The 23,363-nt window shown below is 70.6% G+C and carries 19 protein-coding genes; 4 read left to right on the top strand and 15 right to left on the bottom strand.

Annotation, left to right across the window (positions count from 1 at the left end):
* The 8 genes from cydD to deoC all read right to left on the bottom strand — a co-directional run.
* A partial coding sequence (gene cydD / locus ACWDV4_RS03445) for a thiol reductant ABC exporter subunit CydD (RefSeq protein ID WP_449974524.1) occupies positions 1–1,665 on the bottom strand: 1,665 nt, incomplete at its 3' end.
* On the bottom strand, positions 1,662–2,669 hold the full coding sequence (locus tag ACWDV4_RS03450; RefSeq protein WP_449974525.1) for a cytochrome d ubiquinol oxidase subunit II: 1,008 nt from the start codon (positions 2,667–2,669) through the stop codon (positions 1,662–1,664). The genes ACWDV4_RS03450 and cydD, both read right to left, overlap by 4 nt.
* A gap of 15 nt (positions 2,670–2,684) precedes the next feature.
* Entirely contained in the window at positions 2,685–3,956 is a 1,272-nt protein-coding gene (locus tag ACWDV4_RS03455; protein ID WP_449974527.1) for a cytochrome ubiquinol oxidase subunit I, read from the bottom strand.
* A gap of 122 nt (positions 3,957–4,078) precedes the next feature.
* Complete coding sequence (locus ACWDV4_RS03460) at positions 4,079–5,023, bottom strand: M56 family metallopeptidase (protein WP_449974528.1); 945 nt, start codon at positions 5,021–5,023, stop codon at positions 4,079–4,081.
* Positions 5,024–5,030: 7 nt separating this feature from the next.
* Complete coding sequence (locus ACWDV4_RS03465) at positions 5,031–5,408, bottom strand: BlaI/MecI/CopY family transcriptional regulator (protein ID WP_449974530.1); 378 nt, start codon at positions 5,406–5,408, stop codon at positions 5,031–5,033.
* Between the two features lie 144 nt (positions 5,409–5,552).
* Positions 5,553–6,380 (bottom strand): aldehyde dehydrogenase family protein, encoded by an 828-nt coding sequence (locus ACWDV4_RS03470; RefSeq protein ID WP_449974531.1) that lies wholly within the window; start codon positions 6,378–6,380, stop codon positions 5,553–5,555.
* The gene (locus tag ACWDV4_RS03475) at positions 6,373–7,824 is read right to left on the bottom strand and encodes an aldehyde dehydrogenase family protein (RefSeq protein ID WP_449974532.1); all 1,452 of its coding nucleotides are present in this window, start codon (positions 7,822–7,824) and stop codon (positions 6,373–6,375) included. Before ACWDV4_RS03475 ends, ACWDV4_RS03470 begins: the two co-directional genes overlap by 8 nt.
* Positions 7,825–7,831: 7 nt before the next feature.
* On the bottom strand, positions 7,832–8,860 hold the full coding sequence (gene deoC, locus ACWDV4_RS03480; RefSeq protein ID WP_449974534.1) for a deoxyribose-phosphate aldolase: 1,029 nt from the start codon (positions 8,858–8,860) through the stop codon (positions 7,832–7,834).
* A gap of 62 nt (positions 8,861–8,922) precedes the next feature.
* Here deoC and upp point away from each other — a divergent pair, with 62 nt between their 5' ends.
* Positions 8,923–9,555 carry a uracil phosphoribosyltransferase gene (upp, locus tag ACWDV4_RS03485; protein WP_449974535.1) on the top strand — a complete coding sequence of 211 codons (633 nt, stop codon included), beginning with the start codon at positions 8,923–8,925 and terminating at the stop codon, positions 9,553–9,555.
* 59 nt (positions 9,556–9,614) lie between these two features.
* Here upp and ACWDV4_RS03490 read toward each other — a convergent pair whose 3' ends face one another.
* Positions 9,615–10,103, bottom strand: coding sequence for an NUDIX hydrolase (locus ACWDV4_RS03490; protein ID WP_449974536.1), 489 nt, complete (start codon positions 10,101–10,103; stop codon positions 9,615–9,617).
* A 61-nt stretch (positions 10,104–10,164) separates the two neighbouring features.
* Here ACWDV4_RS03490 and ACWDV4_RS03495 point away from each other — a divergent pair, with 61 nt between their 5' ends.
* The gene (locus tag ACWDV4_RS03495) at positions 10,165–10,842 is read left to right on the top strand and encodes a GOLPH3/VPS74 family protein (protein WP_449974538.1); all 678 of its coding nucleotides are present in this window, start codon (positions 10,165–10,167) and stop codon (positions 10,840–10,842) included.
* A 196-nt stretch (positions 10,843–11,038) separates the two neighbouring features.
* Here ACWDV4_RS03495 and ACWDV4_RS03500 read toward each other — a convergent pair whose 3' ends face one another.
* Both ACWDV4_RS03500 and ACWDV4_RS03505 read right to left on the bottom strand, forming a co-directional pair.
* The gene (locus tag ACWDV4_RS03500) at positions 11,039–12,709 is read right to left on the bottom strand and encodes a phospho-sugar mutase (RefSeq protein ID WP_449974539.1); all 1,671 of its coding nucleotides are present in this window, start codon (positions 12,707–12,709) and stop codon (positions 11,039–11,041) included.
* A gap of 72 nt (positions 12,710–12,781) precedes the next feature.
* Positions 12,782–15,148 carry a serine/threonine-protein kinase gene (locus ACWDV4_RS03505; protein WP_449974540.1) on the bottom strand — a complete coding sequence of 789 codons (2,367 nt, stop codon included), beginning with the start codon at positions 15,146–15,148 and terminating at the stop codon, positions 12,782–12,784.
* 205 nt (positions 15,149–15,353) lie between these two features.
* On the opposite strand from ACWDV4_RS03505, the gene ACWDV4_RS03510 reads away from it, so the two are divergent.
* Positions 15,354–16,937 (top strand): acyl-CoA mutase large subunit family protein, encoded by a 1,584-nt coding sequence (locus tag ACWDV4_RS03510; protein ID WP_449974541.1) that lies wholly within the window; start codon positions 15,354–15,356, stop codon positions 16,935–16,937.
* 361 nt (positions 16,938–17,298) lie between these two features.
* On the top strand, positions 17,299–18,552 hold the full coding sequence (locus ACWDV4_RS03515; RefSeq protein WP_449974543.1) for an amidohydrolase: 1,254 nt from the start codon (positions 17,299–17,301) through the stop codon (positions 18,550–18,552).
* Between the two features lie 145 nt (positions 18,553–18,697).
* On the opposite strand, the gene ACWDV4_RS03520 is transcribed toward ACWDV4_RS03515, so the two are convergent.
* The 4 genes from ACWDV4_RS03520 to ACWDV4_RS03535 form a co-directional block, all read right to left on the bottom strand.
* Entirely contained in the window at positions 18,698–19,480 is a 783-nt protein-coding gene (locus tag ACWDV4_RS03520) for a 2OG-Fe(II) oxygenase (protein ID WP_449974545.1), read from the bottom strand.
* A gap of 58 nt (positions 19,481–19,538) precedes the next feature.
* On the bottom strand, positions 19,539–20,435 hold the full coding sequence (locus ACWDV4_RS03525; RefSeq protein WP_449974546.1) for a PhzF family phenazine biosynthesis protein: 897 nt from the start codon (positions 20,433–20,435) through the stop codon (positions 19,539–19,541).
* A gap of 64 nt (positions 20,436–20,499) precedes the next feature.
* Positions 20,500–22,872, bottom strand: a complete 2,373-nt coding sequence (locus ACWDV4_RS03530) for a tetratricopeptide repeat protein (RefSeq protein WP_449974548.1) — start codon at positions 22,870–22,872, stop codon at positions 20,500–20,502.
* Positions 22,869–23,294, bottom strand: coding sequence for a hypothetical protein (locus ACWDV4_RS03535; RefSeq protein WP_449974549.1), 426 nt, complete (start codon positions 23,292–23,294; stop codon positions 22,869–22,871). Before ACWDV4_RS03535 ends, ACWDV4_RS03530 begins: the two co-directional genes overlap by 4 nt.
* Positions 23,295–23,363 lie beyond the last annotated feature (69 nt).

Here is a 23,363-nt window from a genome sequence, read left to right on the forward strand (position 1 = left end):
CTCACTGGTCGGGGTGAGTTCGGTCAGCCGGCCGTCCTCGATTCGTAGGATCCGGTCAGCCTCGTCCAGCAGGGCCGGCCGGTGGGCAACCAGCAGGGCGGTACGACCAGCCACGAGCCGCCGCGTGGCGTCCAGTACGGCCGCCTCCGACGCCCCGTCGAGTCGTGCGGTGGGCTCGTCGAGCAGCACGATCGGCGCGTCGCGTAGGAAGGCGCGGGCCAGCGCCACCCGCTGCCGTTGCCCGCTGGACAGGCCGTGTCCCCGTTCACCGAGTGGGGTGTCGAGACCTTCCGGCAGCTGGGCGATCACCTCGTCGAGGGCGGCGGCCTGGATCGCTTCTGCCAGCCGCTCCGGCGGGGTGTCGGGCGCGCCGAGCCGGATGTTGTCGGCCACCGAGGCGGCGAAGAGGTGGGCTCGTTGCGGCACCCAGGCGATCTGGCGTCGCCAGCCGTCGAGTTCGATCGTGGCGAGGTCGATGCCGTCGACGACGACCCGCCCACTGGTCGGGGTGACGAAGCCGAGCAGCAGGCCGAGCAGTGTGCTCTTGCCAGCACCGCTGGGCCCGATGATGGCGATCCGTTCGCCCGGGCGGATGGTCAGCGACACGTCCCGTAGCGCGGCACCCCGCTCGTACTCGACGGTGACCGACTCGAACCGGATCTCCCCCGCCTCAGGCGTTAGGAGGGGGCCCTTCCTATCGCTTTCTGCCTTGGAAGGGGCCCTTCCTAACACCGAGAACACGTCGTCCAGTGCGGTCAGGCCCTCCATGCTGGCGTGGAACCGGCTACCGGCGGCGCGCAGCGGAAGGTACGCCTCGGGGGTGAGCAGCAGCACCAGCAGGGCGGTCTGCAGGAGCAACCCGCCGCCGAGCAGGCGAAGCCCGACCGGCACCGCGACCAGTGCCACCGACAGGGTGGCGACCAGTTCGAGCACCAGGCTGGAGAGGAACGCGATGCGCAGCGTCTTCATGGTGGCGGCCCGGTGTCCGTCGGCCATCCGGCGGACCACCCCGACCTGGGACCGGGCCCGGCCGAACGCGCGCAGGGTGGGCAGCCCGGCGACCATGTCCAGGAAGTGGCCGCCGAGCATGGAGAGCCGCCGCCACTGGCGCTCGGTGGCGGCCTGGGCCTGCCAGCCGAGCAGCGCCCCGAAGATCGGGATCAGCGGCAGGGTCAGTACGACGATGAGGGCGGAACTCCAGTCGGCGAAGACCAGCCGGGCGAGCACCGCCGCCGGCACGGTGACACTGAGCACGAGCTGCGGCAGGTAGCCGGTGAAGTACGCGTCGAGCGCGTCGAGACCACGTCCGGCCAGGGTGGCCAGCCGTCCGGCCTGCTGACCGGCGAGCCAACCCGGCCCACGCTGGCCGACGGCGGCGAGCAGGTCGGTGCGCAGTGCCGCCTTGACGGTCGCGGCCATCCGCCCGGCCACGGTGCCCTGCGCCCAGACCAGGATGGCCCGACCGGCGACGGTGGCGATGAACGCGGCGAGCGCGACCCGGTCCAGCCGCCCGTCGGCGGCGGCGGTCAACACGACGGCCAGGGTGGTGGCCTGTGTGACGACCAGCCCGGCGGTCAGGATCCCCAGGAGCGCGAGCACAGCGAGATGGCGCCGGGTCGCGGGGACCCGGCGCAGCAGACGTGGGTCGAAGGGGCGGCGGTTCACCAGTACACCGGTGTCCTGCCGTCGATCCGCCCGCGGAATACCCACCAGCACATCAGTTGAAAGCCTAGTAGGGCCGGAACCAGCGGTAACAGCAGCCAGGTCAGTAGCCGCAGGGTCGACCCGCTGGCGGCGGCACTGGTCACCGTGAGGCTCGCCACTGGATCGACGGAGGAGACCAGCGTGTAGGGCCAGAGGGTCGCGCCGACCAGCAGTACCGGGGCGGCCAGGGCCAGCGAGGTGGCGGTGAAGGCGATTCCGGGCCGCCGTCGGGCGAGCGCGCCGCCGGCCACCAGCAGCGCCCCGACCAGCAGGACCGGCAGGAGTACGGCGATCGCCGGCTGTTGCACGGTGTGCCGTACCCGGTCGGAGAGCAGGCCGGCGACGGTGGCCAGGGCGAGCGTGGCGAGCGCGATCGGCACCAGTTTGCGGCCCAGTTGGGCGTGGCGCTGGGCCGACCCGTTGGGCAGCCGCAGTGCGAGGAAGGCCGCCCCGTGTACGGCCACCAGCGCGATCAGGGCCAGTCCGCAGGCGGCGACGAACGGGGTCATGATGTGCGTCACCCCGTCGACGTGACCGTCCGCGTGCAGCGGCACTCCCTGGAGGAGACCGGCGAGGACGGCACCCCAGCCGAACGCGGTCAGGGCGCAGCCGATCACCACGACGCGGTCCCAGATCGTGCGGCTCCGGTCGCCGGTCGGGCGGCTGCGTAACTGGACGGCGGCGGTGACCAGGATCACCCCGGTGACGGCCGCCACCACGGCGGGGTAGAGCCCGGTGAGGAGTTCGCCCTCCAGCATCGGAAAGGCGCCGAAGAGGATGCCGACGGCGGCGACCAGCCAGACCTCGTTGCCGAGGAAGAACGGGCCGACGGCGGTGAGGCTGGCCCGGCGCAGGCTCGGCTGTTCGGTACGGGCGAGCAGCAGGCCGACGCCGTAGTCGTAGCCGCCGAGAACGAGGTAGCTGGCGAAGAAGAGGCCGAGCAGGACGTACCAGGCGAGTTCCATGGTCGTGGCGTCTCCTTATCGGGCGAGGACGGGCTGCGGTGTGCGGTGACTGTCCGGGGCTTCGGGGCCGTCCGGATCGTCGGGTGGTCGGCCCAGGGCGAGATCGTGGGCACCCCGGACGGCATGCCGGGCCATCAGCACCCAGTTGGTGACGGCCAGGGTGCCGAGCAGCAGGGTGAAGCCGATGAACGAGGTGAGCAGCACGCCACCGCTGACCGGGCTGACCGCGTCCTCCACCTTGAGTAGCCCGTACGCGGCCCAGGGCTGACGGCCGACCTCCCGGGCCAGCCAGCCGAGGATGGCCGCGACGAACGGCAGCGGTACGGCCAGCAGCATCAGGTAGAGCGGGAACCGCAACCGGATGATCCAGTCCCGGTAGAGCAGGGGCAGGAGTAGGAAGCCCCAGGCGAGGGCGAAGCCGATGAGGATCATGAAGCCGAGCCCCACGTTGGCCAGGACCGGCGGGGTGTAGTCGCCGGGGCCGAACCGGGCGACCCATTCCGCGACGATGGCGTCCTTGGCGGCGCTGTTGCCGTACTTGCTGGGCTGCACCGGGCTGACCACGGCGAACTGGGCGAAGCCGAAACCCAGTACGAAGACGAGGGCGGTCGTCGCGGTGACCAGGCCGATCCGCAGTGACCGGCGGAACAGGGCGTAGTCGGGGGCACGCCGGATCAGGTGCCACGAGCTCACCCCGGCCATCAGCATGCCGCCGGTGAGGAGGGCGGCGGAGACGACGTGCCCGAGGGCCATGCCGAGGGTGGGGTTGGTGAGCAGGGCGGAGAAGTCGGTCAGGTGGGCGATGCCGTCGCGTACCTCGTAGCCGACCGGGTTCTGGAGGAAGGAGTTGGCCACCATGATCCAGAACGCCGAGGCGTATGCGGTGAGGGCCACGCCCCAGAGCAGCGCCAGGTGTACGCCCCGACGCAGCCGATGCCAGCCGAAGATCCACATGCCGAGGAAGGTGGATTCCAGGAAGAACGCCACCAGGGTCTCGATGGCCAGCGGCGCTCCGAAGACGTTGCCGACGTAGCGGGACAGGCCGCTCCAGTTCAGTCCGAACTGGAACTCCATCACGATCCCGGTGGCGATGCCGAGTACGTAGTTGATCACGTAGAGGGTGCCCCAGAAGCGGGTGAGTCGCTCGTACTCGGGATTGCGGGTGATGAACCAGGCGGTCTGTAGGTAGACCAGCAGCGCGACGAGTCCGAGCGTGACGATCACGAACAGGAAGTGGATCGAGGTCGTCGTGGCGAACTGGAGGCGGGCGAGGAGGAGCGGATCCATGGCCACCCTTCAGCGGTAGGCGTCCTTTTCGTAGAGACCCTACATGTAGCTCTCCTACCTATTGCTACTACAGCGTGTAGTAATTGAGTTCGTGGTGCGGCCCGGTCCGGATGAGGATCAGCTCAGTTCAGGAAGAGCGAGATGGGCAGAGTGAGAGTCGCGATGGCCGCCGCGAGCGCCATCGCGCCGCGTATCCGGGGTGGCCGGCGGGTGACGAGCAGCCGGTGGACCCGGGCGTCGATGTCCCGGTCGGCGATGCCGAGGGTGCCGGCAGGGCTGATCCGTGCCTTGGCGATGCCGAGCGTGCCCGCCGGGGTGATTCGCGACCCAGCGGTGGCGAACCGCAACAGGGCGGCGGCCAGCGGACCGTCGGCGTGCAGGCGGCGGGCCTTGTCGTCGGCGCGCATCTCGACCAGCAGAGCGACCATGTCGTGGGCCCGGTGCACCCACCGAGCCCACGGCAGGGCTCGGCACAGGGCGGTGAACGGGAGCAGCACCAGATCATGCCGCTCGTCGGCGTGGGCCCGCTCGTGACTGAGTACTGCCGCGAGTTGGGCCCGGTCGAGCAGGCTCAGGGTGCCGGCGCTGACCACCACTCGGGGGCGTACCCCGGGCAGGCAGTAGGCGGCGGCGCTCGGATGATCGAGCACCAGCGCGCCAGGGGCGGCGGGGTCGTCCCGGGCGACCAGGGTGAGCAGGTCGCGGTGGCGGCGCTGGGCGCGCAGCGCGGTGAGCAGGCTGCGAGCCGTCGTGCCGAGCAGCACCGTGGCCACCCCGAAGCCGACTCCGACCAGGCTGAGCTGTAGGACGCCCAGCCCCGGGGGCAGTTCACCGCCGAACAGGTCGCGGCCGAGGCGGACCAGGGCGCTGCCGGTGGGCAGGTTGTAGGGGATCAGACCGAGCGACAGCGGTACGCCGATCGCGCAGAGCCCGAGCGCGAGCCCGAGCGCCTGCCAGGACACGATGGCGACCCGAGGACTGCGCCAGCTCCAGGTGGAGCGGGTCAGTATCTGGACGAGGAGGTAGCACGCCAGGGCGGCGCCGGCGAAGTGTGCGGCGTACACCATGGTGGCATCAGCCCTGCCGGTCCGCTGCCTCGTCGGCGAGGGCTGCGCGGAGCACCTCGGCCTCGTTGCCGGTCACCGAGCGGGCGAAGCGCACCAGCGCGGCGTCCCGGCTGCCGGCCAGGTCGAGCGCGTCGAGCATCAGCTTGGCGATGTGCGCCTCACGGGTGGCGGCCGGCCGGTAGCTCCAGGCCCGGCCGTCCCGCTCGCGTTCGACCATGCCCTTGCCGGCCAGCCGGTCCAGCACGGTCATCACCGTGGTGTAGGCCAGCTCGCGGCCCGGCAACGCGTCGGCCACCTCACGTACGGTGACACCCGTTGTCGTGCCAGCGGTCCGGTCCCAGAGGACGTCCATCACCGCACGTTCGAGGTCACCCAGTCGCGTCACACCGCCAAGCCTACCGCCCGTAGTAGATCTCCCGCCCACCCCCGGTTGATCAAGAGATTGGCGTCATGGCGGGCCTGCCGGATGACGTAAATCTCTTGATCAACGCGGAGGGGTGGGGATCAACCCCGGAGGGGGCAACAGCGGTCAGACGCCCTTGGGGTGCCAGACGGTCTTGGTCTCCAGGAACGCGGTGATCCGGGCCAGGCCGGGATCGGCGGTCCAGTCGACCGGATCGGTCGCCGGCGGGCGGAGGACCCGCTTGAGGTTGCCGGCGGCAGCCTGCTCCAGCTCCACGGCCAGGCTCGGGTCGGTCACGCCGGTCAGGTCGATCGCGTTCACGTCCAGGTGGCTGGCCAGCCAGGGAGCGGTCTCGGCGGCCCGACCGGTGAGGATGTTCACCACCCCGCCCGGCAGGTCCGAGGTGGCCAGCACCTCGGCCAGGGTGACCGCGGCCAGCGGCAACTCCTCGGCGGCGAGCACCACCACCGTGTTACCGGTGACGATCGCCGGGGCGATCACGCTGACCAGCCCGAGCAGCGCCGAATCCGTCGGGGCGACGATGCCGACCACGCCGGTCGGCTCCGGGGACGACAGGTTGAAGTACGGGCCGGCGACCGGGTTCGCGCCGCCGTACACCTGGGTGACCTTGTCGGCCCAGCCGGCGTACCAGACCCAGCGGTCGATCGCCTCGTCCACCTCGGCGACGGTCAGCCCGAGCCCGACGAACTGGTCCCGCCGACCCTCCAGCATTTCCGCGACGCGGTAGAGGATCTGTGCCCGGTTGTACGCCGTCGCGCCGGACCAGCCCTTGACCGCCGCGCGGGCGGCCAGCACCGCGTCCCGAGCGTCCTTACGTGAGGCCAGCGCCACGTTGGTCTCCTGCACGAGATACGACCGCCCCGACTCGCTGCGCGGGAACTTCCCGCCGATGAAGAGCTTGTACGTCTTCCGTACCGCCAGCCGTTCAGACATCGAGGTACGCCTCCAGCCCGTGCCGGCCGCCCTCACGGCCGTAGCCCGACTCCTTGAACCCACCGAACGGCGAGGTCGGGTCGAACTTGTTGAACGTGTTCGCCCACACCACCCCGGCCCGCAACCGGTCGGCCATCCACAGGATCCGGGAACCCTTCTCGGTCCAGATCCCGGCCGACAGGCCGTACGGCGTGTTGTTGGCCTTCTCGACGGCCTCGGCCGGCGTGCGGAAGGTCAGCACGGAGAGCACCGGCCCGAAGATCTCTTCGCGGGCGATCCGGTGGGCCTGGGTGACCCCGGTGAAGATCGTCGGGGCGAACCAGAAGCCCTGCTCGGGCAGGTCGCACGGCGGCGACCAGCGCTCGGCACCCTCGGCCGACCCGATCTCGGACAGGGTACGGATCCGGTCCAGCTGCGCGGCCGAGTTGATCGCGCCGATGTCGGTGTTCTTGTCCAGCGGGTCGCCGACCCGCAGTTGGGCCATCCGCCGCTTGAGCGACTCCAGCACCGGCTCGTAGACCGATTCCTGTACCAGCAGTCGTGAGCCGGCGCAGCAGACGTGCCCCTGGTTGAAGAAGATCCCGTTGACGATGCCCTCGACCGCCTGGTCGATCGGCGCGTCGTCGAAGACGATGTTGGCGGCCTTACCGCCCAACTCCAGGGTGAGCTTCTTGCGGGTACCGGCCACGGACCGGGCGATGGCCCGACCGACCTCGGTGGAGCCGGTGAAGGCGACCTTGTCGATCCCGTCGTGCGAGACCAGGGCCTGCCCGGTCGCGCCCGCGCCCGTGACGATGTTGACCACGCCGGCCGGTAGGTCGGCCTGCTGGCAGATCTCGGCGAAGAGCAGCGCGGTCAGCGGAGTGGTCTCGGCCGGCTTGAGCACCACGGTGTTGCCAGCGGCCAGCGCCGGGGCGATCTTCCAGGCCAGCATCAGCAGCGGGAAGTTCCACGGGATGACCTGCCCGGCGACACCCAGCGGCTGCGGATTCGGGCCGAACCCGGCGTGTGGCAGCTTGTCCGCCCAGCCGGCGTAGTAGAAGAAGTGGGCCGCGACCAGCGGAATGTCCACGTCCCGCGACTCGCGGATCGGCTTGCCGTTGTCCAGGGATTCCAGCACGGCCAGCTCCCGGCCGCGCTCCTGGATGATCCGGGCGATCCGGTAGAGGTACTTCGCCCGGTCCCGGCCCGGCATCGGACCCCAGACCTGCTCGTACGCCCGGCGGGCGGCGCGTACCGCCCGGTCGACGTCCTGCGGCCCGGCCTCGGCGACCTCGGCCAGCACCTCCTCGGACGCCGGGTTGACGGACTTGATCACTCCGCCGTCGCTGGACTCGACGAACTCGCCGTCGATGAAGAGCCCGTACGACGGTTTGAGGTCGACCACCGATCGGGACTCGGGTGCGGGCGCGTATTCGAACGCGCCAGGGGTGTATTCGGGCATCGTCAGCTCAGTCCAGGGTGAAGTAGTCGGGGCCGGGGTAGCTGCCGCTGGTCAGCTTGGTGCGCTGCATCAGCAGGTCGTTGAGGAGGGTGGAGGCGCCGAACCGGAACCAGTCCGGGTGCAACCAGTCCGCCCCGACCGTCTCGTTGACCATGACCAGGTATTTGATCGCGTCCTTGGTGGTCCGGATCCCGCCGGCCGGCTTCACCCCGACCTGGCGACCGGTGGCGGCCCGGAAGTCGCGTACCGCCTCCAGCATCACCAGCGTGACCGGCAGGGTGGCGGCCACCGGCACCTTGCCGGTCGAGGTCTTGATGAAGTCGCCGCCGGCCAGCATCGCCAGCCAGGAGGCCCGCCGTACGTTGTCGTAGGTGACCAGTTCGCCGGTCTCCAGGATGACCTTGAGGTGGGCGTCACCGCAGGCCGCCTTGACCGCGACGATCTCGTCGTAGACCTCGCGGTAGCGGCCGGAGAGGAACGCGCCCCGGTTGATCACCATGTCGATCTCGTCCGCGCCAGCGGCGACGGCCGCCTCGGTGTCGGCGAGCTTCACGGCCAGCGGTGCCTGCCCGGACGGGAACGCGGTCGCCACGCTGGCCAGATGCACTACGCCAAGTCCGGCCGGCAGGACGCCGTCGGACTGCCCAGGCCGGCCGGATGGCCGCCCGGACCCGGCGCCCGAGCCGCCCAGGGCCTCGGCGGCGACCGGGACCATCGCCGGGTAGACGCAGACCGCGGCCACCGAGGGGCAGGTCGGGTCGGCCGGGTCGGGTCGCCGCGCCTTGGCGCTCAGCGCCCGTACCTTGCCGGGGGTGTCCGCGCCTTCCAGCGTGGTCAGGTCGACCATCCGGATCGCCAGGTCGATCGCCCACGCCTTGGCAGTGGTCTTGATCGATCGGGTGCCGAGCATGGCCGCCCGCTGCTCCGCCCCCACCTGGTCCACGCCGGGTAGACCGTGCAGGAAGGTTCGCAGCGTTGCCTCGGAACGCCCCAGGTCGGACAGGTCGGCCCGGTCCGACGTCGTTGTCGCCGTCATGACAGGGAGTTTACGCACCCCGACGCGACGTGATCTTGGTCACCGACGTAGGTTGGACGTTCGTGGACGTACTCGTGGTTGACCATCCCCTTGCCCAGTCGCGACTGACCGCGATGCGCGATGCCCGTACCGACTCGGCATCGTTCCGCGCAGCACTGCACGAACTCACCACCATGCTGGTGTACGAGGCGGCACGCTCCTTTCCCGCCGAGCGCTACCCGGTGCAGACCCCGGTGGCGCTGACCGACGGCACCCGGCTGGCCAACCCGCCGCTGCTGGTGCCGGTGTTGCGGGCCGGCCTCGGCATGGCCGACTCGGCGCTCGCGCTGCTGCCCGAGTCGTCCATGGGGTTCGTCGGCCTGGCCCGGGACGAGGTCACGTACGAGCCGCGCGCCTACATGGAGTCGCTGCCCCGTGACCTCAGCGGTCGTCCGGTGCTGGTGCTCGACCCGATGCTGGCCACCGGCGGCTCGCTGGAGCACTGCTGCCGGATCCTGGCCGACCGGGGCTGCACCGACATCACCGTGGTCTGCGCGCTGGCCGCGCCGGCCGGGGTCGAGCGGCTGGAGCGCTCGGGGCTGCCGCTGCGCCTGGTCACCGCCTCGATCGACGAGGGGCTCAATGAGCACAAGTTCATCGTGCCGGGGCTCGGCGACGCCGGTGACCGCCAGTTCGGCGGCATGCCCCGGTTCTGACCGGCAGCCTGCCCCGATTCTGACCCGGCGGCCTACCCGGCCGGTTCTGGCCCGGAGCCTCACAACTCGGTGTAGCTCCAGGTCAGGGCTTTGCCGTTGGCGTACGGCTGCACGCCGTGGAAGACCCGGGGCTGATCGGCGAAGACCAGCGGTAGGAAGTGCCGATCGCTCTCCCACATCGGTACCGTGCCGGCCAGGATGTCGGACAACTCGGTCCAGACCAGGGTGCCTTCTGGGCAGTTGTCCTGCGGCTGGCCGGACCACTCCGGCACCCGGAACAGGAAACCGAACCAGTGCTCGCCGCCCCGGCCGAACCCCGGCCAGGAGATCGTGCCGGCGAGTTCCAGGCGTAGGCAGTCCAGGCCGGACTCCTCCCGGATCTCCCGGCGCATGCCGGCCACCACGTCCTCGCCCGGGTCGAGCTTTCCGCCCAGCCCGTTGTAGTAGCCGAAGTGCAGGTCGTCGGGGCGCTTGTCCCGGCGCAGCATCAGCACTCGGCGCCGGTCGGGGGAGAGGACGTAGCCCAACGTTGCGATGATCGCCTGCACCCGCACACCTTACGACCTGGGTACATGCGCGGCTGGCGCGCAACGGCTACCGTCTCGGGCCATGACTGGTGTTGCGCTCGCCGAAGAGCTGCTGCTGCTCGCCTACGACGACGAGTCCGGTAAGGCGACCGGATCCCGGATCGGACTCGACCTCGGCATGGCCGCTGCGGTCCTGGTCGAGTTGGCGCTTGCCGGCCGGATCGCGTACTCCGACGGGTCGATCGTGGTGGTCGACCCGACGCCGACCGGCCAGCCGGTCCCCGATGAGGTGCTCGCCCGGCTGGCGGCCGAGCCGTTGAACGCCCCGGCCGCGTGGGTACAGCGGTTGCGGCACGGATTGCGCGACCGGCTGCTCGCCGACCTGTGCCAGCGGGGGGTCGTCCGGGACGTGGGCGAGACGGCGCTCGGGTCCATTCCGCTGCACCGCTACCCGGCGGCCGACGCGTCGGTGGAGGCCGACATCCGGCGGCGGCTGGCGGATGCGCTCACCACCGACCTGACCCCGGACGAGCGCACCGCCGCGTTGGCCACCCTGGTCGCGGCGGCCCGGATGGAACCGAGCCTGGGCGTGACCAGCTCGACCGCCGCCGACGCGCATCGCCGGTTGGACGAGATCGCCGGGGGTGCGGGCTTCGCCGGTAGCGTCGGCATGGAGGAGTCCACGGTCCGCCCATCGGTGGCGTTGGTGATCGCCGCGCTGACCCGGGCCATCGACGCGGCCCTGGGCGCTCGGGCCTGAGCCAGCCCGCCATCCCGCCATCCCGCCACCCCGCCCCGCTCACCCGCTCGCCCGGTTCCCGCCGGCTGAGGTCCGTGCGACCTCAGCCGGCTTTGTCGCGAATGCTCAGGCAGCGCCTCGCGGGTGACGGCAGGCGTGGCGCCAGGCGACGCAGCGCCTCGCGGGTGACGGCAGGCGTGGCGTCAGGCAGCGCGTCTCAGGCGATGCCGAGCGCGGTGGCGATCTCAGCCCGTAGGTCGCGCACCCGGACCGCCGCGCGCTCCCGCGCCGCGACCAGATCACCGTCGGCCACCGGCTGGACCACCTCCAGGTACGCCTTCAGCTTCGGCTCGGTGCCGGACGGCCGGATCACCACCCGGGCCGACCCGGTACGCAGGATCACCACGTCCGAGGTGGGCAGCAGGTCCTCGACCGAGGTGACCGGCTCACCGAGCAGGTTGGTCGGGGTGGTGGCCCGGATCCGGGCCATCGCCTCGGTGATCTCCCGCAGGTCGTCGACGCGTACCGAGAGCTGGTCGGTGTGGTAGACCCCGAATTCGGCGGCCAGCTCGTCGAGCCGGTCGGTGAGGCTGCGCCCCTGCGCCTTCAGCCCGGCGGCCAGCTCGGCGACGGTGAGCGCGGCGGTGATGCCGTCCTTGTCCCGGACGTGCTCCGGGGCGACGCAGTAGCCGAGCGCCTCCTCGTAGCCGAAGACCAGTGGGGCGTCGTCGGCGGCGGCCCGCACGATCCACTTGAACCCGGTCAGCGTCTCGTCGTACGTCCGGCCCCGGGCCGCGCACATCGCCCGCAGCAGCGACGACGAGACGATGGTGGTGGCGTACAGCCCGGGTACGCCCCGACGCATCAGGTGGTCGGCCAACAGCACGCCCACCTCGTCCCCGCGCAGCATCCGCCAACCCCGATCACCGTCCGGTACGGCCACCGCGCACCGGTCGGCGTCCGGGTCGTTGGCGATGGCGATGTCCGCCCCCACGGTCTGAGCCAGCGCGATGAGCAGATCGGTCGCGCCCGGCTCCTCCGGGTTGGGGAAGGCGACGGTGGGGAAGTCCGGGTCCGGCGTGGCCTGCTCGGCCACCACTCCTGGGACGGAGAAGCCCGCTCGGCTGAATGCGGCGGTGAGCACCGAAGCACCCACGCCGTGCATCGGGGTGTAGGCCACGGTCAGGTCCCGGGGGCCGTCCGGGGCGATCACCGCAGCGGCGGCGGCCACGTAGGCGGCCACGACGTCGTTGCCGAGCACCTGGCCGGGCTCACCCAGGGGCACCTTCGACAGCGGACCGACCGCCCGGATCGCGGCCTCGATCTCGACGTCGGCCGGCGGCACGATCTGCGCGCCCGCCCCGCTCGGGCCACCGAGTTCGGCCCCCAGGTAGACCTTGTAGCCGTTGTCCTGCGGCGGGTTGTGACTGGCGGTGACCATCACCCCGGCCGCCCCGCCCAGGGCCCGTACGGCGTACGCCAGCACCGGGGTGGGCAGCGGTTGGGGGAGCAGCAGGGCCGGGCGACCGGCTCCGGTGGCGACCTGGGCGGTCCGCTCGGCGAACGCCAGGGAACCGTGCCGGGCGTCGTACCCGATGATCAGCGGTCCGGTCGCCCCACGGGCGTCGAGCCAGCCGACCAGTCCGGCCGCCGCCTGGGTCACGACGGCGAGGTTCATGCCGTTGGGGCCGGCGCGCAGCGGGCCGCGTAGCCCGGCCGTGCCGAAGGTCAGCGGGCCGGCGAACCGGTCGGCCAGCTCGGCCGCGCTGGCCGGTAGCCGGTCCAGGACCTGCCGCAGTTCCTTCTGCGTGGCCGGGTCCGGGTCGTCGGCCAGCCATGCCTCGGCCTGGTCACGCAGTTCGTCGATCGTAGTCATCTCCGCCGCCATGCCGTCGTTGATAGCACGGCGGCGGTTCCGCTGCCCGTTGTCCCCCGGCCGAAGTGGCCCGGGGTACGCGCGCTAGCCGGCGTTGGTCAGCTGGAACGACCGGACCATCTCGTCGAAGATCGGCTTGCTCTCCTCGAATCGACCGCCGGACGAGGTCAGGTAGAAGGAGTACGCCTTACCTCCGTCGATGATCCCGCGCCAGACCCCGTGCCGCATGGTGTCGCCCTCGCCGCACTCGTATTCGAACTCGGCGGCCGGCTTGCCGGCCAACTGCTGGTCGGTGATGTCCGCTGGCGCGTACGGCCGGGCGCAGCTCTTGGTGTTCCCCTCGAGACCGTTCGAGGCGATCTCGGCCCAGCGGCGTGGATCGTCGCCCTTGAAGTTCTCGACGATGACGCGTACCCGCCGGCCCGCGTCGTCCGGGTCGACGTAGTCGACGTACGAGGCGCCACCGGACTTCCTGGTCCAGCCCTTCGGGACGTTGACCGAGACGCCCTTCTCGGCGTACACCTGGGTCTCCATCGCCCCGGCCTGACCGGACGCCGAGGGGCCAGCCTGCGGCACTACCGGCGGAGTCGGGTCATCGCCGCCGGTGAACAGCACCAGGCTGAGCACGAGCACGAGGACGGCCGCCACACCACCGGCCACGCCGAGCTGCACCTTGCGGGGCCAGCCCTTGATAGTGGCGACGAGGCCGCCGCCGGTGCGGCCGGCTGGGTCACCGGTGCCGAACTGCCCCGGACCGCCCGGATAGCCGCCGGCTTGACCACCGCCGTCGTAGAACCCGCCGGGTTGGCCGGTACCGCCGCCGTACATGCCGTTGGGCTGGCCACTGCCGTAGGTTCCCATGGGCTGGCCAGTGCCGTAAGGCCCGCCGGGCTGGGCGGTGCCGTAGCTGCCGCCGTAGACGCCGCTGGGCTGAGCGCCGGGCGGTCCACCCATGACCGCGCCGGTGGGATAGACCCCGCCGGGGACGCCGCCGACCGGGTACGCGCCACCTGGGCCGGAGCCGGTCGGGATGAACCCGGTCGGACCGGCGCTGGTCGGGCTGGGGCTGGTCGGGCCGGGCACGATGGTGCCGGTCAGCACCCGACCGTCGGTTATCAGGCCGGTGGGTTGGTCCCAGGGATGGGTGACGGCCGAGGAGTCGGCGGCGGGGTCCGGCATCATTCCGGTCGGCTGCTGCCAGGACTCGCCGCCAGCCGGGGTGCCAGCGGCCATGGGGTGGGCGGCGGTGGCTTCGGCGGCCGGGGTTTCGGGGCTCGGTGTTGGCATCGCCCCGGTGGGCGTACTCAGGGCGACGGCGGCGACGGCAGCGCTCGGCTTGCCGGCGTCAGCGTCGTCTTCGGCCGGGGTGTCGTCCAAGCCGGCCACTTCGCGCTTGCGCAGCTCGGCCAGTCGGTCGGTGAGCGACTCACCCGGGGCGAGCATCGCCCGACCACCGATCTGCCCACTCGGCTTCGGCTCGGCCGGAGCCGGAGCGGGAGTCGGCGGCTGCCATTGTTGGCGCTGGACCGGCACGACGGCGTACGGGTCGGTCATCGGGTCGGTCGGTGCCTTGCTGGCCAGCGGACCGGCGAGCAGTTCCCGGAGCATGCTGCGGGCGCTGTGCACGTTGATCCGCTGGGCTGGATCCTTCTCCAGCAGGCCGAAGAGGACCCGGGTCAGCGGGCCGGAGCGTACCGGCGGGGCGGGCTCGTCCTCGACCACGGCGTGCATGGTCTCGATCGGGTCACCCCGGTCGAACGGGGGGCGCCCTTCGATGGCGGTGTAGAGGGTCACGCCGAGCGAGAACAGGTCGCTGGGCGGCCCGAAGTCCTGGCCCAGCGCGCGCTCGGGGGAGATGAAGTGCGGTGAGCCGAGCACCATGCCGGGGGTGGTGAGCTGCACGTCGGTGGGCATTCGAGCCACCCCGAAGTCGGTCAGCACGCAGCGCCCGTCGGCGCAGATCAGCACGTTGGCCGGTTTGACGTCACGGTGCAGCACACCGATCGCGTGGGCGACCTCCAGCGCGCCGAGTAGCGCGATGCCGATCTTGGCGACGGCCCGGGGGGCGACCGGACCGTCCTCGATCACCATGTCGGCGAGACTGCGGGCCTCCAACAGCTCCATCACGATCCAGGGGCGACCACTCTCGGTGACCACGTCGTACACCTGAACCACGGCAGGGTGCTGGATGGCGGCAGCGGCGCGGGCCTCGCGCAGCGTGCGTTCGTAGAGGGCGTCACGGTCGCTGGGGGCGAGCCCGGGTGGGAGTACCACTTCCTTCACGGCGACATCGCGACGGAGCAGGGTGTCGACGGCCTTCCACACCGTCCCCATGCCACCGTGGCCCACTGCCGCCCGCAGCTCGTAGCGGCCGCCGATGGTGGCACCGGGGGCTGCGCGTCCGTTGGGGGGACTGACTTGTCCCCCGTTCCACGTAGGGATCTGAGTCACAGGATTAGCCACCGGAAAGATTCGAGGGGCTGGGACAGAACCCCCCTATATTGAGGGTTCCGGTGCCAGAAGGGAAAGCCGACCCGGCGCGACATCCGGGAAGTCAACCGTACGTGCTGGCTTTCTCACCGTATGTGCATATTTCGGGCAGCGATGTGCGAAATCCCGCACCCGATCGAGCGGGTCGAGGTCCTACCATCCGGTAATGAGTGAACGGCGGTTAAGCGAATCGGGTTTTCCGATCAAGAGTACCTACGGGCCGGCGGACGTACCCGACGGGTTGCCGGAGCGGCTCGGAGAACCGGGCGCGTTCCCGTACACCCGGGGCGTCTACCCCACCATGTACACGTCGCGTCCGTGGACCATGCGCCAGTACGCCGGCTTCGGCACCGCCACCGAGTCCAACGCCCGCTACCACCAGCTACTACGGGCCGGCACCATGGGCCTCTCCGTCGCCTTCGACCTGCCCACCCAGATGGGGTACGACTCCGACGACCCGATCGCGCACGGCGAGGTCGGTAAGGTCGGGGTGGCGATCGACTCCATCGAGGACATGCGAATGCTCTTCGACGGCATTCCGCTCGACCAGGTCTCCACCTCGATGACGATCAACGCCCCCGGCTCGGTGCTGCTGCTGCTCTACCAACTGGTGGCAGAGGAATCCGGAGTGCCCGGCTCGGCGCTGAAGGGCACCATCCAGAACGACATCCTCAAGGAGTACATCGCCCGGGGCACCTACATCTTCCCGCCCAAGCCGTCGCTGCGACTGGTGGCGGACACCTTCGGCTACTGCCGTACCGAGGTGCCGAAGTGGAACACCATCTCCATCTCCGGCTACCACATGGCCGAGGCCGGGGCGAGCCCCGTACAGGAGATCGCCTTCACCCTGGCCAACGGGCTGGACTACGTACGCGCCGCGCTCGCCGCCGGGCTGGCCGTGGACGACTTCGCCCCCCGGCTGTCGTTCTTCTTCGTCGCCCGGACCACGCTGCTGGAGGAGGTGGCCAAGTTCCGGGCCGCCCGGCGGATCTGGGCTCGGCTGATGCGCGACGAGTTCGGGGCGAAGGACCCGAAGTCCTGGATGCTGCGCTTCCACACCCAGACCGCGGGCGTGCAGCTCACCGCGCAGCAGCCCGAGGTGAACCTGGTACGGGTCGCCGTGCAGGGGCTCGGTGCGGTGCTCGGCGGCACGCAGTCACTGCACACCAACAGCTTCGACGAGGCCATCGCCCTGCCCACCGAGAAGGCTGCCCGGCTGGCCCTGCGTACCCAGCAGGTGCTCGCCTACGAGACGGACCTGACCGCCACCGTGGACCCCTTCGCCGGCTCGTACGTCGTCGAGGCGATGACCGACGAGATCGAGTCCGGTGTGCTGGCACTGATGGACCGGGTCTTCGAGCACGGCTCCTCGGTCGACGCGATCGAGGCCGGCTTCCAGAAGCGGGAGATCGAGACCTCCGCCTACCAGATCGCGCAGGAGATCGACTCGGGTGAGCGGGTGGTGGTCGGAGTCAACCGGTTCACCGTGGACGAGGAGGAGCCGTACGAGCCGCTGCGGGTCGATCCGACCATCGAGTCGGCCCAGGGGGAGCGACTGGCGAAGCTGCGGGCCGCCCGGGACGCCGATGCCGTCGAGCGGACGTTGGCGCAACTGCGTACCGCTGCCTCCGGTACCGAGAACGTGCTCTACCCGATGAAGGAGGCGCTGCGGGCCCGCGCCACCATCGGCGAGGTCTGCGGGACCCTGCGCCAGGTGTGGGGGACCTACCGCCCGACCGACCGGTTCTGATGTTAGGAAGGGCCCCTTCCTATCGCTTTTTGCATAGGAAGGGGCCCTTCCTAACACCCGGGGTGAGGTTAGACGGACAGCCTGTGCGGGCAGCTGTGACGATGGCCTGCACCATGGCGGGTGGAGCGGCGAATCCGGGAGACGTGACCGAACAAAACCGTCACGCGTTGTAGGAGGTACGGGACGCATGTCGACGTTTGACGGCGACCAACGTCCCGTTTCGTCCATTCCCGAACGCTGTCACCAGGCCTTTCGTAACGCAGCGCGGTCTGACCGCTACCGTAACGAGGTTGCGCAGCGTCACCGCCGGAGGTCTAGGCTGTCCGAGTCCCATCCCATCCACAGTGATCGAGTATTCGACGTGACGAGTGCGTTGACGCTGCCGCCTGGCGGGCAGCTGGCGTCGTCCTGGTTGGAGACGCCGACCGAGTCCCAGACCCTGCCGTGCGAGTTGGATCAGCTCCTCGCGTTGCGGGTCCCCGATCTGATCGCCACGCGTCGATTTATCCACGCGCATCCCGAACTGTCCGGTCAGGAATACGGCACCGCCAAACTGATCGTTCGTGAGCTGACAGATGCCGGGCTCCGGCCCCGTCTGCTGCCCAAGGGGAACGGTGTCATCTGTGACATCGACGGTCGGCCGAGCGGCCCGGTCATCGCCCTGCGGGCCGACATCGACGCGCTGCCGTTGCAGGATGCCAAGGACGTTCCCTACCGCTCGACGGTGGACGGCGTCTGCCACGCGTGCGGACACGACGTACACGCCACCGTCCTGTTGGGAGTCGGGCTGCTGCTGGCCCGACTCGCCGAGCGCGGCGAACTGGATGGTCGGGTTCGGTTGATCTTCCAGCCGGCCGAGGAGATCCTGCCCTGTGGATCGCTGGAGGTGATCGAGGCTGGTGGGCTGGAGGACGTCGCCCAGATCTTCGCACTGCACTGCGACCCCAACCTGCCCGTCGGACAGGTGGGACTGCGGGTCGGCCCGATCACCGCGGCGGCGGACAACGTCACCGTCCGGCTGACCGGGCCGGGTGGGCACACCGCCCGCCCACACCTGACCGTCGACCTGGTCGATGCCCTCGGGCGACTGGTCACCGAGGTGCCCACGCTGGTGACCCGGCGGGTGCCGGCCAACAGCGGGCTGCTCCTGGTCTTTGGTCATGCCTCGGCCGGGACGCAGTACAACGTCATCCCGACCGAGGCGATCGCCTCCGGCACGCTTCGGGTGCTCGACCGGGGCACCTGGGAGGCCGCACCCAAGATCGTGACGCAGATCGTCCGGGACGTGATCGCCCCGACCGGGGCCACCGTGGACATCGAGTACCTGCGGGGTCGCCCGCCGGTGGTCAACGACTCGCGGGCCATCCAGGTCCTGACCGCGGCCACCACCGCAGCACTCGGCCCAGCCGGGGTCGCGGAGACCCCGCAGAGCATGGGCGGCGAGGACTTCTCCTGGTATCTGGAGTACGTCCCCGGGGCGCTGGCCCGGCTCGGCGTGGGACGTACGGCGGCCAACGTCGACCTGCACCGCGCGACCTTCGACGTGGACGAGCGAGCCATCTCGGTCGGCGTTCGACTGCTCGTGCACACCGTGCTCACCGCGCTGGTCGACTGAACAGAGGGACGCCCGGGCTCCGGCCCGGGACGTCTGTAGCGATCAGGCTCGGGGCCTGCATCGGTGGGCCCCGGGCCCGATCGTGCTTTGGTGGGGGCCGGTTCAGTCGGACGTGGTGACGCTGCTGGCCCCGAACCTGGTTGGGCTAGGCGAACAGCAGTAACGGCTCCGCCGGCCCCCGTACGCCCAGGAAGCAGGCGGCGGTTACCCGGGCACCCCGCTCCACCCGGCGTACGCCATGCACTCGGGCGGCGTCGAACATCAGCAGGTCACCCTGGCCGGGTAGGACAGAGAAGTGTGGTTCGCCCAGGGTGGCCCGGTCCAGGCCGTAGTCGGACCGCTTCTGGCTGACGTACGCCGCCTCGTCGGTGAAGAGGCCCCAGAAGTCGATCTCACCGCCGTTGCCCGGCTCCGGCACCTGGAGATAGACGTTCACGCCGATCCGGCGGGTCAACCGGTAGGAGTCGAGTAGGGGGATGTCCCGCTGGTCGATGTGCGGGTTGGCGTGAGCGCCGCCGGGCCAGCGTCGGATGATGCCGGGCAGCATGGTCCGGCCTTGGTGGCGGGCGACCGTCGCCCCGTACGGCCAGAGTTCGTCGGCGTCGAGCCGCAACAGATCGGTCGGGGAGACTTGCCCGTCGAAGATCTTGTGCCGGATGACTGCGGTGGTCTCGGCGGCGGTGGCGAGGTAGCGGGCAGCGTTGGTCTCGTTCTCGGCCGCCTCGCCGAGCGACGTGCCCAGGCTCTGGAAGTCGTCGGTCAGCGTGTAGCCGGCCGCTTCGCACTCCGTGGTGATCCGGGGTAGGGCCTGCTCGCAGAGTGCGGTGGGGTAGTAGTCGCGATGCCAGATCAACTCGGTCTCTCCGTTGATCAGCCGGGCGAGTGAGCTGGCGGTCAGTTTTTCCTCGTGGCTCAGGGCGATTGTCATGACGGCTCCTGTCGACGAGTTACGCATCGGGGTGGGCGTCGAGCGCGGGCGTAGCCGGTCAGCTGGTGAGAGTGCCGTGTACGACGGTGACGGCTTGTCCTGCCAGCGTCACTCGATCGTTTCGTAGGGTAATCCTGAGCGAGCCGCCCCGGGGGGACGCCTGCTCGGCCCGTAGCTCGTCGCGGCCGAGGCGGGGAGCCCACCAGCTCGCCAGGGTGCAGTGTGCCGAGCCGGTCACCGGGTCCTCTGGGACCCCGACGTTCGGATAGAAGCACCGGCTCACCACGTCTGGGGATCCGTCGAGAGAGCCGTCCGGGGAGCCCTCGGTCGAGGCGGTGACGATCACCCCGCGACCCGGCACCCGGGCCAGCGCTGCCAGGTCCGGTTGCAGTTGGCGTACCTCGGCGGTGGATCCCAACTGCACCAGGGTGTCGGAGATGCCCCGCCCGACCGTGACGACGGACGCGCCGCCCACCCCGTCGAGGATGTCCGGGGACGGTTCGATCAGTTCCGCTGGATCGGCAGGGAAGTCCATCTCGATCCACCCGCCGTCCCGGATCGAACAGATCAACTCGCCGCTGCGGGTCTGGAAGACGGAGTCGACGCCCAACGCGTGGGTGGTCGCCAAGGTGGCGTGCCCGCACAGGTCCACTTCGGCGACCGGGGTGAACCAGCGCAGTTGTCGTACGCCGTCGACCAGTGGTCCGACGAAGGCGGTCTCCGAGTGTCGCAGCTCGGCCGCCACCGCCTGCATCCAGGCGGTGTCGTCGCTAACCTCTTCGAGTAGTACGACGCCGGCCGGGTTCCCGCCGAACGCCCTGTCTGTGAAGGCGTCGACGATGAAGAGTTCTAGGTTCGCCATCGTGGTCGCGGCCGCCATCCCGCAGGTGACCGGATGGATCGCCGCTCCTCCTCTCGATACGTATGCCGCCTGTCTGGTCGTCAGCTCGCTCATCATCGCGCAGGCATCGTCGTCTCACTATCTCCCGCCACGCGGGGAGCGGTGAGCGGACCTGCGGTCAGGGCCGCAGTTCGGAGCCGGGCTCGGGTGTGGGGCGGGCAGCCCCAGGACCGGCAACAGGGTCGGCCGTCGCGCCGTGCATCATCAGCTCCTCCAACGTTCGGCGAGTGTCCGGATGGGCGTCGCCGAGCACCCGGCGCCGGTCGTCGGCGAGTCGGCGTAGTTCGTCGGCAGCCTCCGCATTTCTGCCCTCGGAGAGCAGGGCGTGGGCGAGGATCTCCCGGATGGTGAGGATCTCCGAGCGGTGGCCCTGGCCGGTACGGGCGGCGACCTCGAGGATGTTGCGCAGCTCCTCGCGGGCCCGGGCGTCCTTGCCCCGGGCCAGCAGCACCCGGGCCAGGCTCTGTCGCACGGCGAGCGTCTCGGGATGGTCCGGCTGTCCGAGACGGTGGCGGATCCGCAGGATGGCTTGAAGTTCCTCCTCAGCCTCCCTGATGCGCCCCTGGGAGAGCAGTGCTCTGGAGAGGCTGTGCCGTACCACGAGGGTGTCCGGATGGTTGGTGCCGCGCGCCCGCTGCTCGCCGGCGAGGATCACCCGCAGTTCGCGCTCCGCCTCGACCCAGCGGCCCTGTTCCATGATGGACCGGGCGAGCTTGTGTCGACTGGCCAGCGTGTCGGTGTGCTCCGACCCGAGTAGCCGTTCCCGGGCCACGATCACCTCGCGGAGTTGCCGTTCGGCCGCCGAGAGGAAACCCTGTTCCAGGTCGGCACGGGCCCGCTCGTGGCGCAGCGCGAGCATGGTGAACTCGTCGACGTCGAGGTCCCGGATGTTGTCCAGGCAGCTGTCCAGGAATGTCGCAGCCTGCCGGGGCAGGCTCACCGCCAGCAGGTAGCGGGCGGTGAGCCGGGCCACCGTCAGGGCCAGTGCGGTGGTCTCCGGTGCCCGGGGCCGGCTGTTGCCGGTGGCCAGATAGTCGATGATCGGTCCGCCGCACTGCGGGGCCAGTACGCCCCACCGATGCCAGCACTCCGGCTCGTCCGGGTCGAGGTCGGCGGCGACACCGGCCAGCAGATCCATGATGAGCAGGTGGTATTCCGGTTCGCGTTCGATCACCTCGGGGAGGTTTCGGGTGATGTGCCGGACCAGCGGGTGCAGGCTCAGCGCGTGGGCGAAGGCCGGCTCGTCCACGTCGTCGATCATGGTCCGGTCGAGCAGAGCGAGGTCGGCGAGGGCGTCGAGCACCTGCGGTAGTCGGTCCTCGTCGAGCTTCGGAAACAGCGCCGACCGGGCGAGCCGGTCGGGCGCCAGCAGTGCGGCGTACGGGATCGGGGCCTCCGCCAGGCAGGCGAGCAGGCAGAGCAACTGCCGGGCGTACGGCATGCCCCGCCCGGCGAGCAGGTCGAGGGAGAGTTCCCAGGCCTGTCGTACCAGCTCTTCCAGGCGTAACGGCTCGCCCAGGTCTGGGCCGACGGTTGCAACGAACGGGTTGGCGAACCGGCGGTCCAGCGCCACCCGGTATTCGTCGAAGGTGCGGATCGCCGTGCTGCCCCGCAGCGCCGGGCCCCGGCTGGCCGACTTCAGGTAGGAACCCGCGCCCCGCAGGGCGAGTGGCAGCCCGCCCAGCCGGGCACCGAGGGCCCGGGCCTGGGCCAGGCTCCCGGCGCGGGGGGTGGCGAAGTCGAGCAGGACGCGGGCGGCGTCATCGTCGGACAGGGTCCGGACCGGGTGCCGGACGATCCAGCGACCCCAGGTTTCCTCGTTGCCCTCCCGGGTGGTGACGATCGCCGACCCGTGCTGGTTGGTGGGGGCGCGAAGCCACCCGTTGCCATTGACCACCTGCCCGTCGACCGGGGCGAGCAGTGCCGGGTCGTCGGCGTTGTCAAAGACCAGCAGCCACGGCTGGCCGGACTGGTCGAGCAGGTCCCACACCATGTCCATCGGCGACCTGGCCTTGCCGGACCAGATCAGGTCCAGTTCGGCGGCGGAGGCACCCAGCCGCCCGGCTATCTCCCGCATCGCGGCGCTGATCTGGGCTGGCCCTACCGCCGGCACCCACCAGACCAGCAGGCCCGAGTCCCGGGCCTGTCGGGCGATCTCCAGCGCTACCTGGCTCTTGCCGCACCCACCCAGTCCGTGCAGCACGTGCACGGCCGGGGCGGTGACCGGGGTGCCGTCCAGCGGCGGCAGGATCTCCTGGACCAGGTGTCGGCGTCCTCGCAGCGGACGGTCCAGCCGGCCAAACGGTGGGTCGACGGAGATTCGGCTCGCCCGTTCGGTGGCCGCCGGAGCGCTCGCGTAGAGGTTGAGCACGTCGCGGGCCGCGACCGAGACGTGTGACTGGTCGTACGCGTCGACCCGCTGTTCGGGAATCGGTGGCCGGTCGAGGGGGGTCGGGTCTTCCAGTGGTGGTTCGGAGCCGCCGTCGGTCACTGGTGCTCCGCCGGTCCGAAGAAGTTGATCTGATCCCGACCGGCGATGTTGGCCTTCGCCTGGTCTCGGAGGGTGATCTGCTGCCCGATCTGGGCGGCGGTCGAGACCGGCCCGGAGAAGTCGGCCACGAACTGGCGCAACTCGTCGAGCGCTTCCGGGTGCCGGCCGACCAGGTTACGGATCGCCCCGCGCCATTCGCTGCGTAGGTCGTGGGCGACCTCGGCCTGCTGGTCCGCCGGGGCGGCCTGGAGTTGCCGGTGGGAATCGGTCAGGTCACTCATGGTCCGAGTGGCGTCTGCGGTGTCACCCCGGCCGAAGATCTGCCCAATCCGCAGGCGTACGTCCGTCCAGAGATCGGTCACCATTGCCGATGTCAGGGTGGTGGCGGCGGTCGCGACGATGCTGTCGATGATCTCGTTCACGTGGTCTCACCGGATCCTCGGCGTCAATGTCGGGTGCGGGAGGTCGTCGCCCCGTGCCGACCGGTCCCT

It is taken from the genome of Micromonospora sp. NPDC003197 (genome assembly GCF_053590565.1).

Excerpts from the sequence above, each read along its gene's own strand:
- ACWDV4_RS03450 (WP_449974525.1), bottom strand. The coding sequence starts at position 2,669 with ATGGAACTCGCCTGGTACGTCCTGCTCGGCCTCTTCTTCGCCAGCTAC.
- ACWDV4_RS03455 (WP_449974527.1), bottom strand. The coding sequence starts at position 3,956 with ATGGATCCGCTCCTCCTCGCCCGCCTCCAGTTCGCCACGACGACCTCG.
- ACWDV4_RS03460 (WP_449974528.1), bottom strand. The coding sequence starts at position 5,023 with ATGGTGTACGCCGCACACTTCGCCGGCGCCGCCCTGGCGTGCTACCTC.
- ACWDV4_RS03470 (WP_449974531.1), bottom strand. The coding sequence starts at position 6,380 with ATGTCTGAACGGCTGGCGGTACGGAAGACGTACAAGCTCTTCATCGGC.
- ACWDV4_RS03475 (WP_449974532.1), bottom strand. The coding sequence starts at position 7,824 with ATGCCCGAATACACCCCTGGCGCGTTCGAATACGCGCCCGCACCCGAG.
- deoC (WP_449974534.1), bottom strand. The coding sequence starts at position 8,860 with ATGACGGCGACAACGACGTCGGACCGGGCCGACCTGTCCGACCTGGGG.
- ACWDV4_RS03495 (WP_449974538.1), top strand. The coding sequence starts at position 10,165 with ATGACTGGTGTTGCGCTCGCCGAAGAGCTGCTGCTGCTCGCCTACGAC.
- ACWDV4_RS03500 (WP_449974539.1), bottom strand. The coding sequence starts at position 12,709 with ATGGCGGCGGAGATGACTACGATCGACGAACTGCGTGACCAGGCCGAG.
- ACWDV4_RS03510 (WP_449974541.1), top strand. The coding sequence starts at position 15,354 with ATGAGTGAACGGCGGTTAAGCGAATCGGGTTTTCCGATCAAGAGTACC.
- ACWDV4_RS03520 (WP_449974545.1), bottom strand. The coding sequence starts at position 19,480 with ATGACAATCGCCCTGAGCCACGAGGAAAAACTGACCGCCAGCTCACTC.
- ACWDV4_RS03525 (WP_449974546.1), bottom strand. The coding sequence starts at position 20,435 with ATGAGCGAGCTGACGACCAGACAGGCGGCATACGTATCGAGAGGAGGA.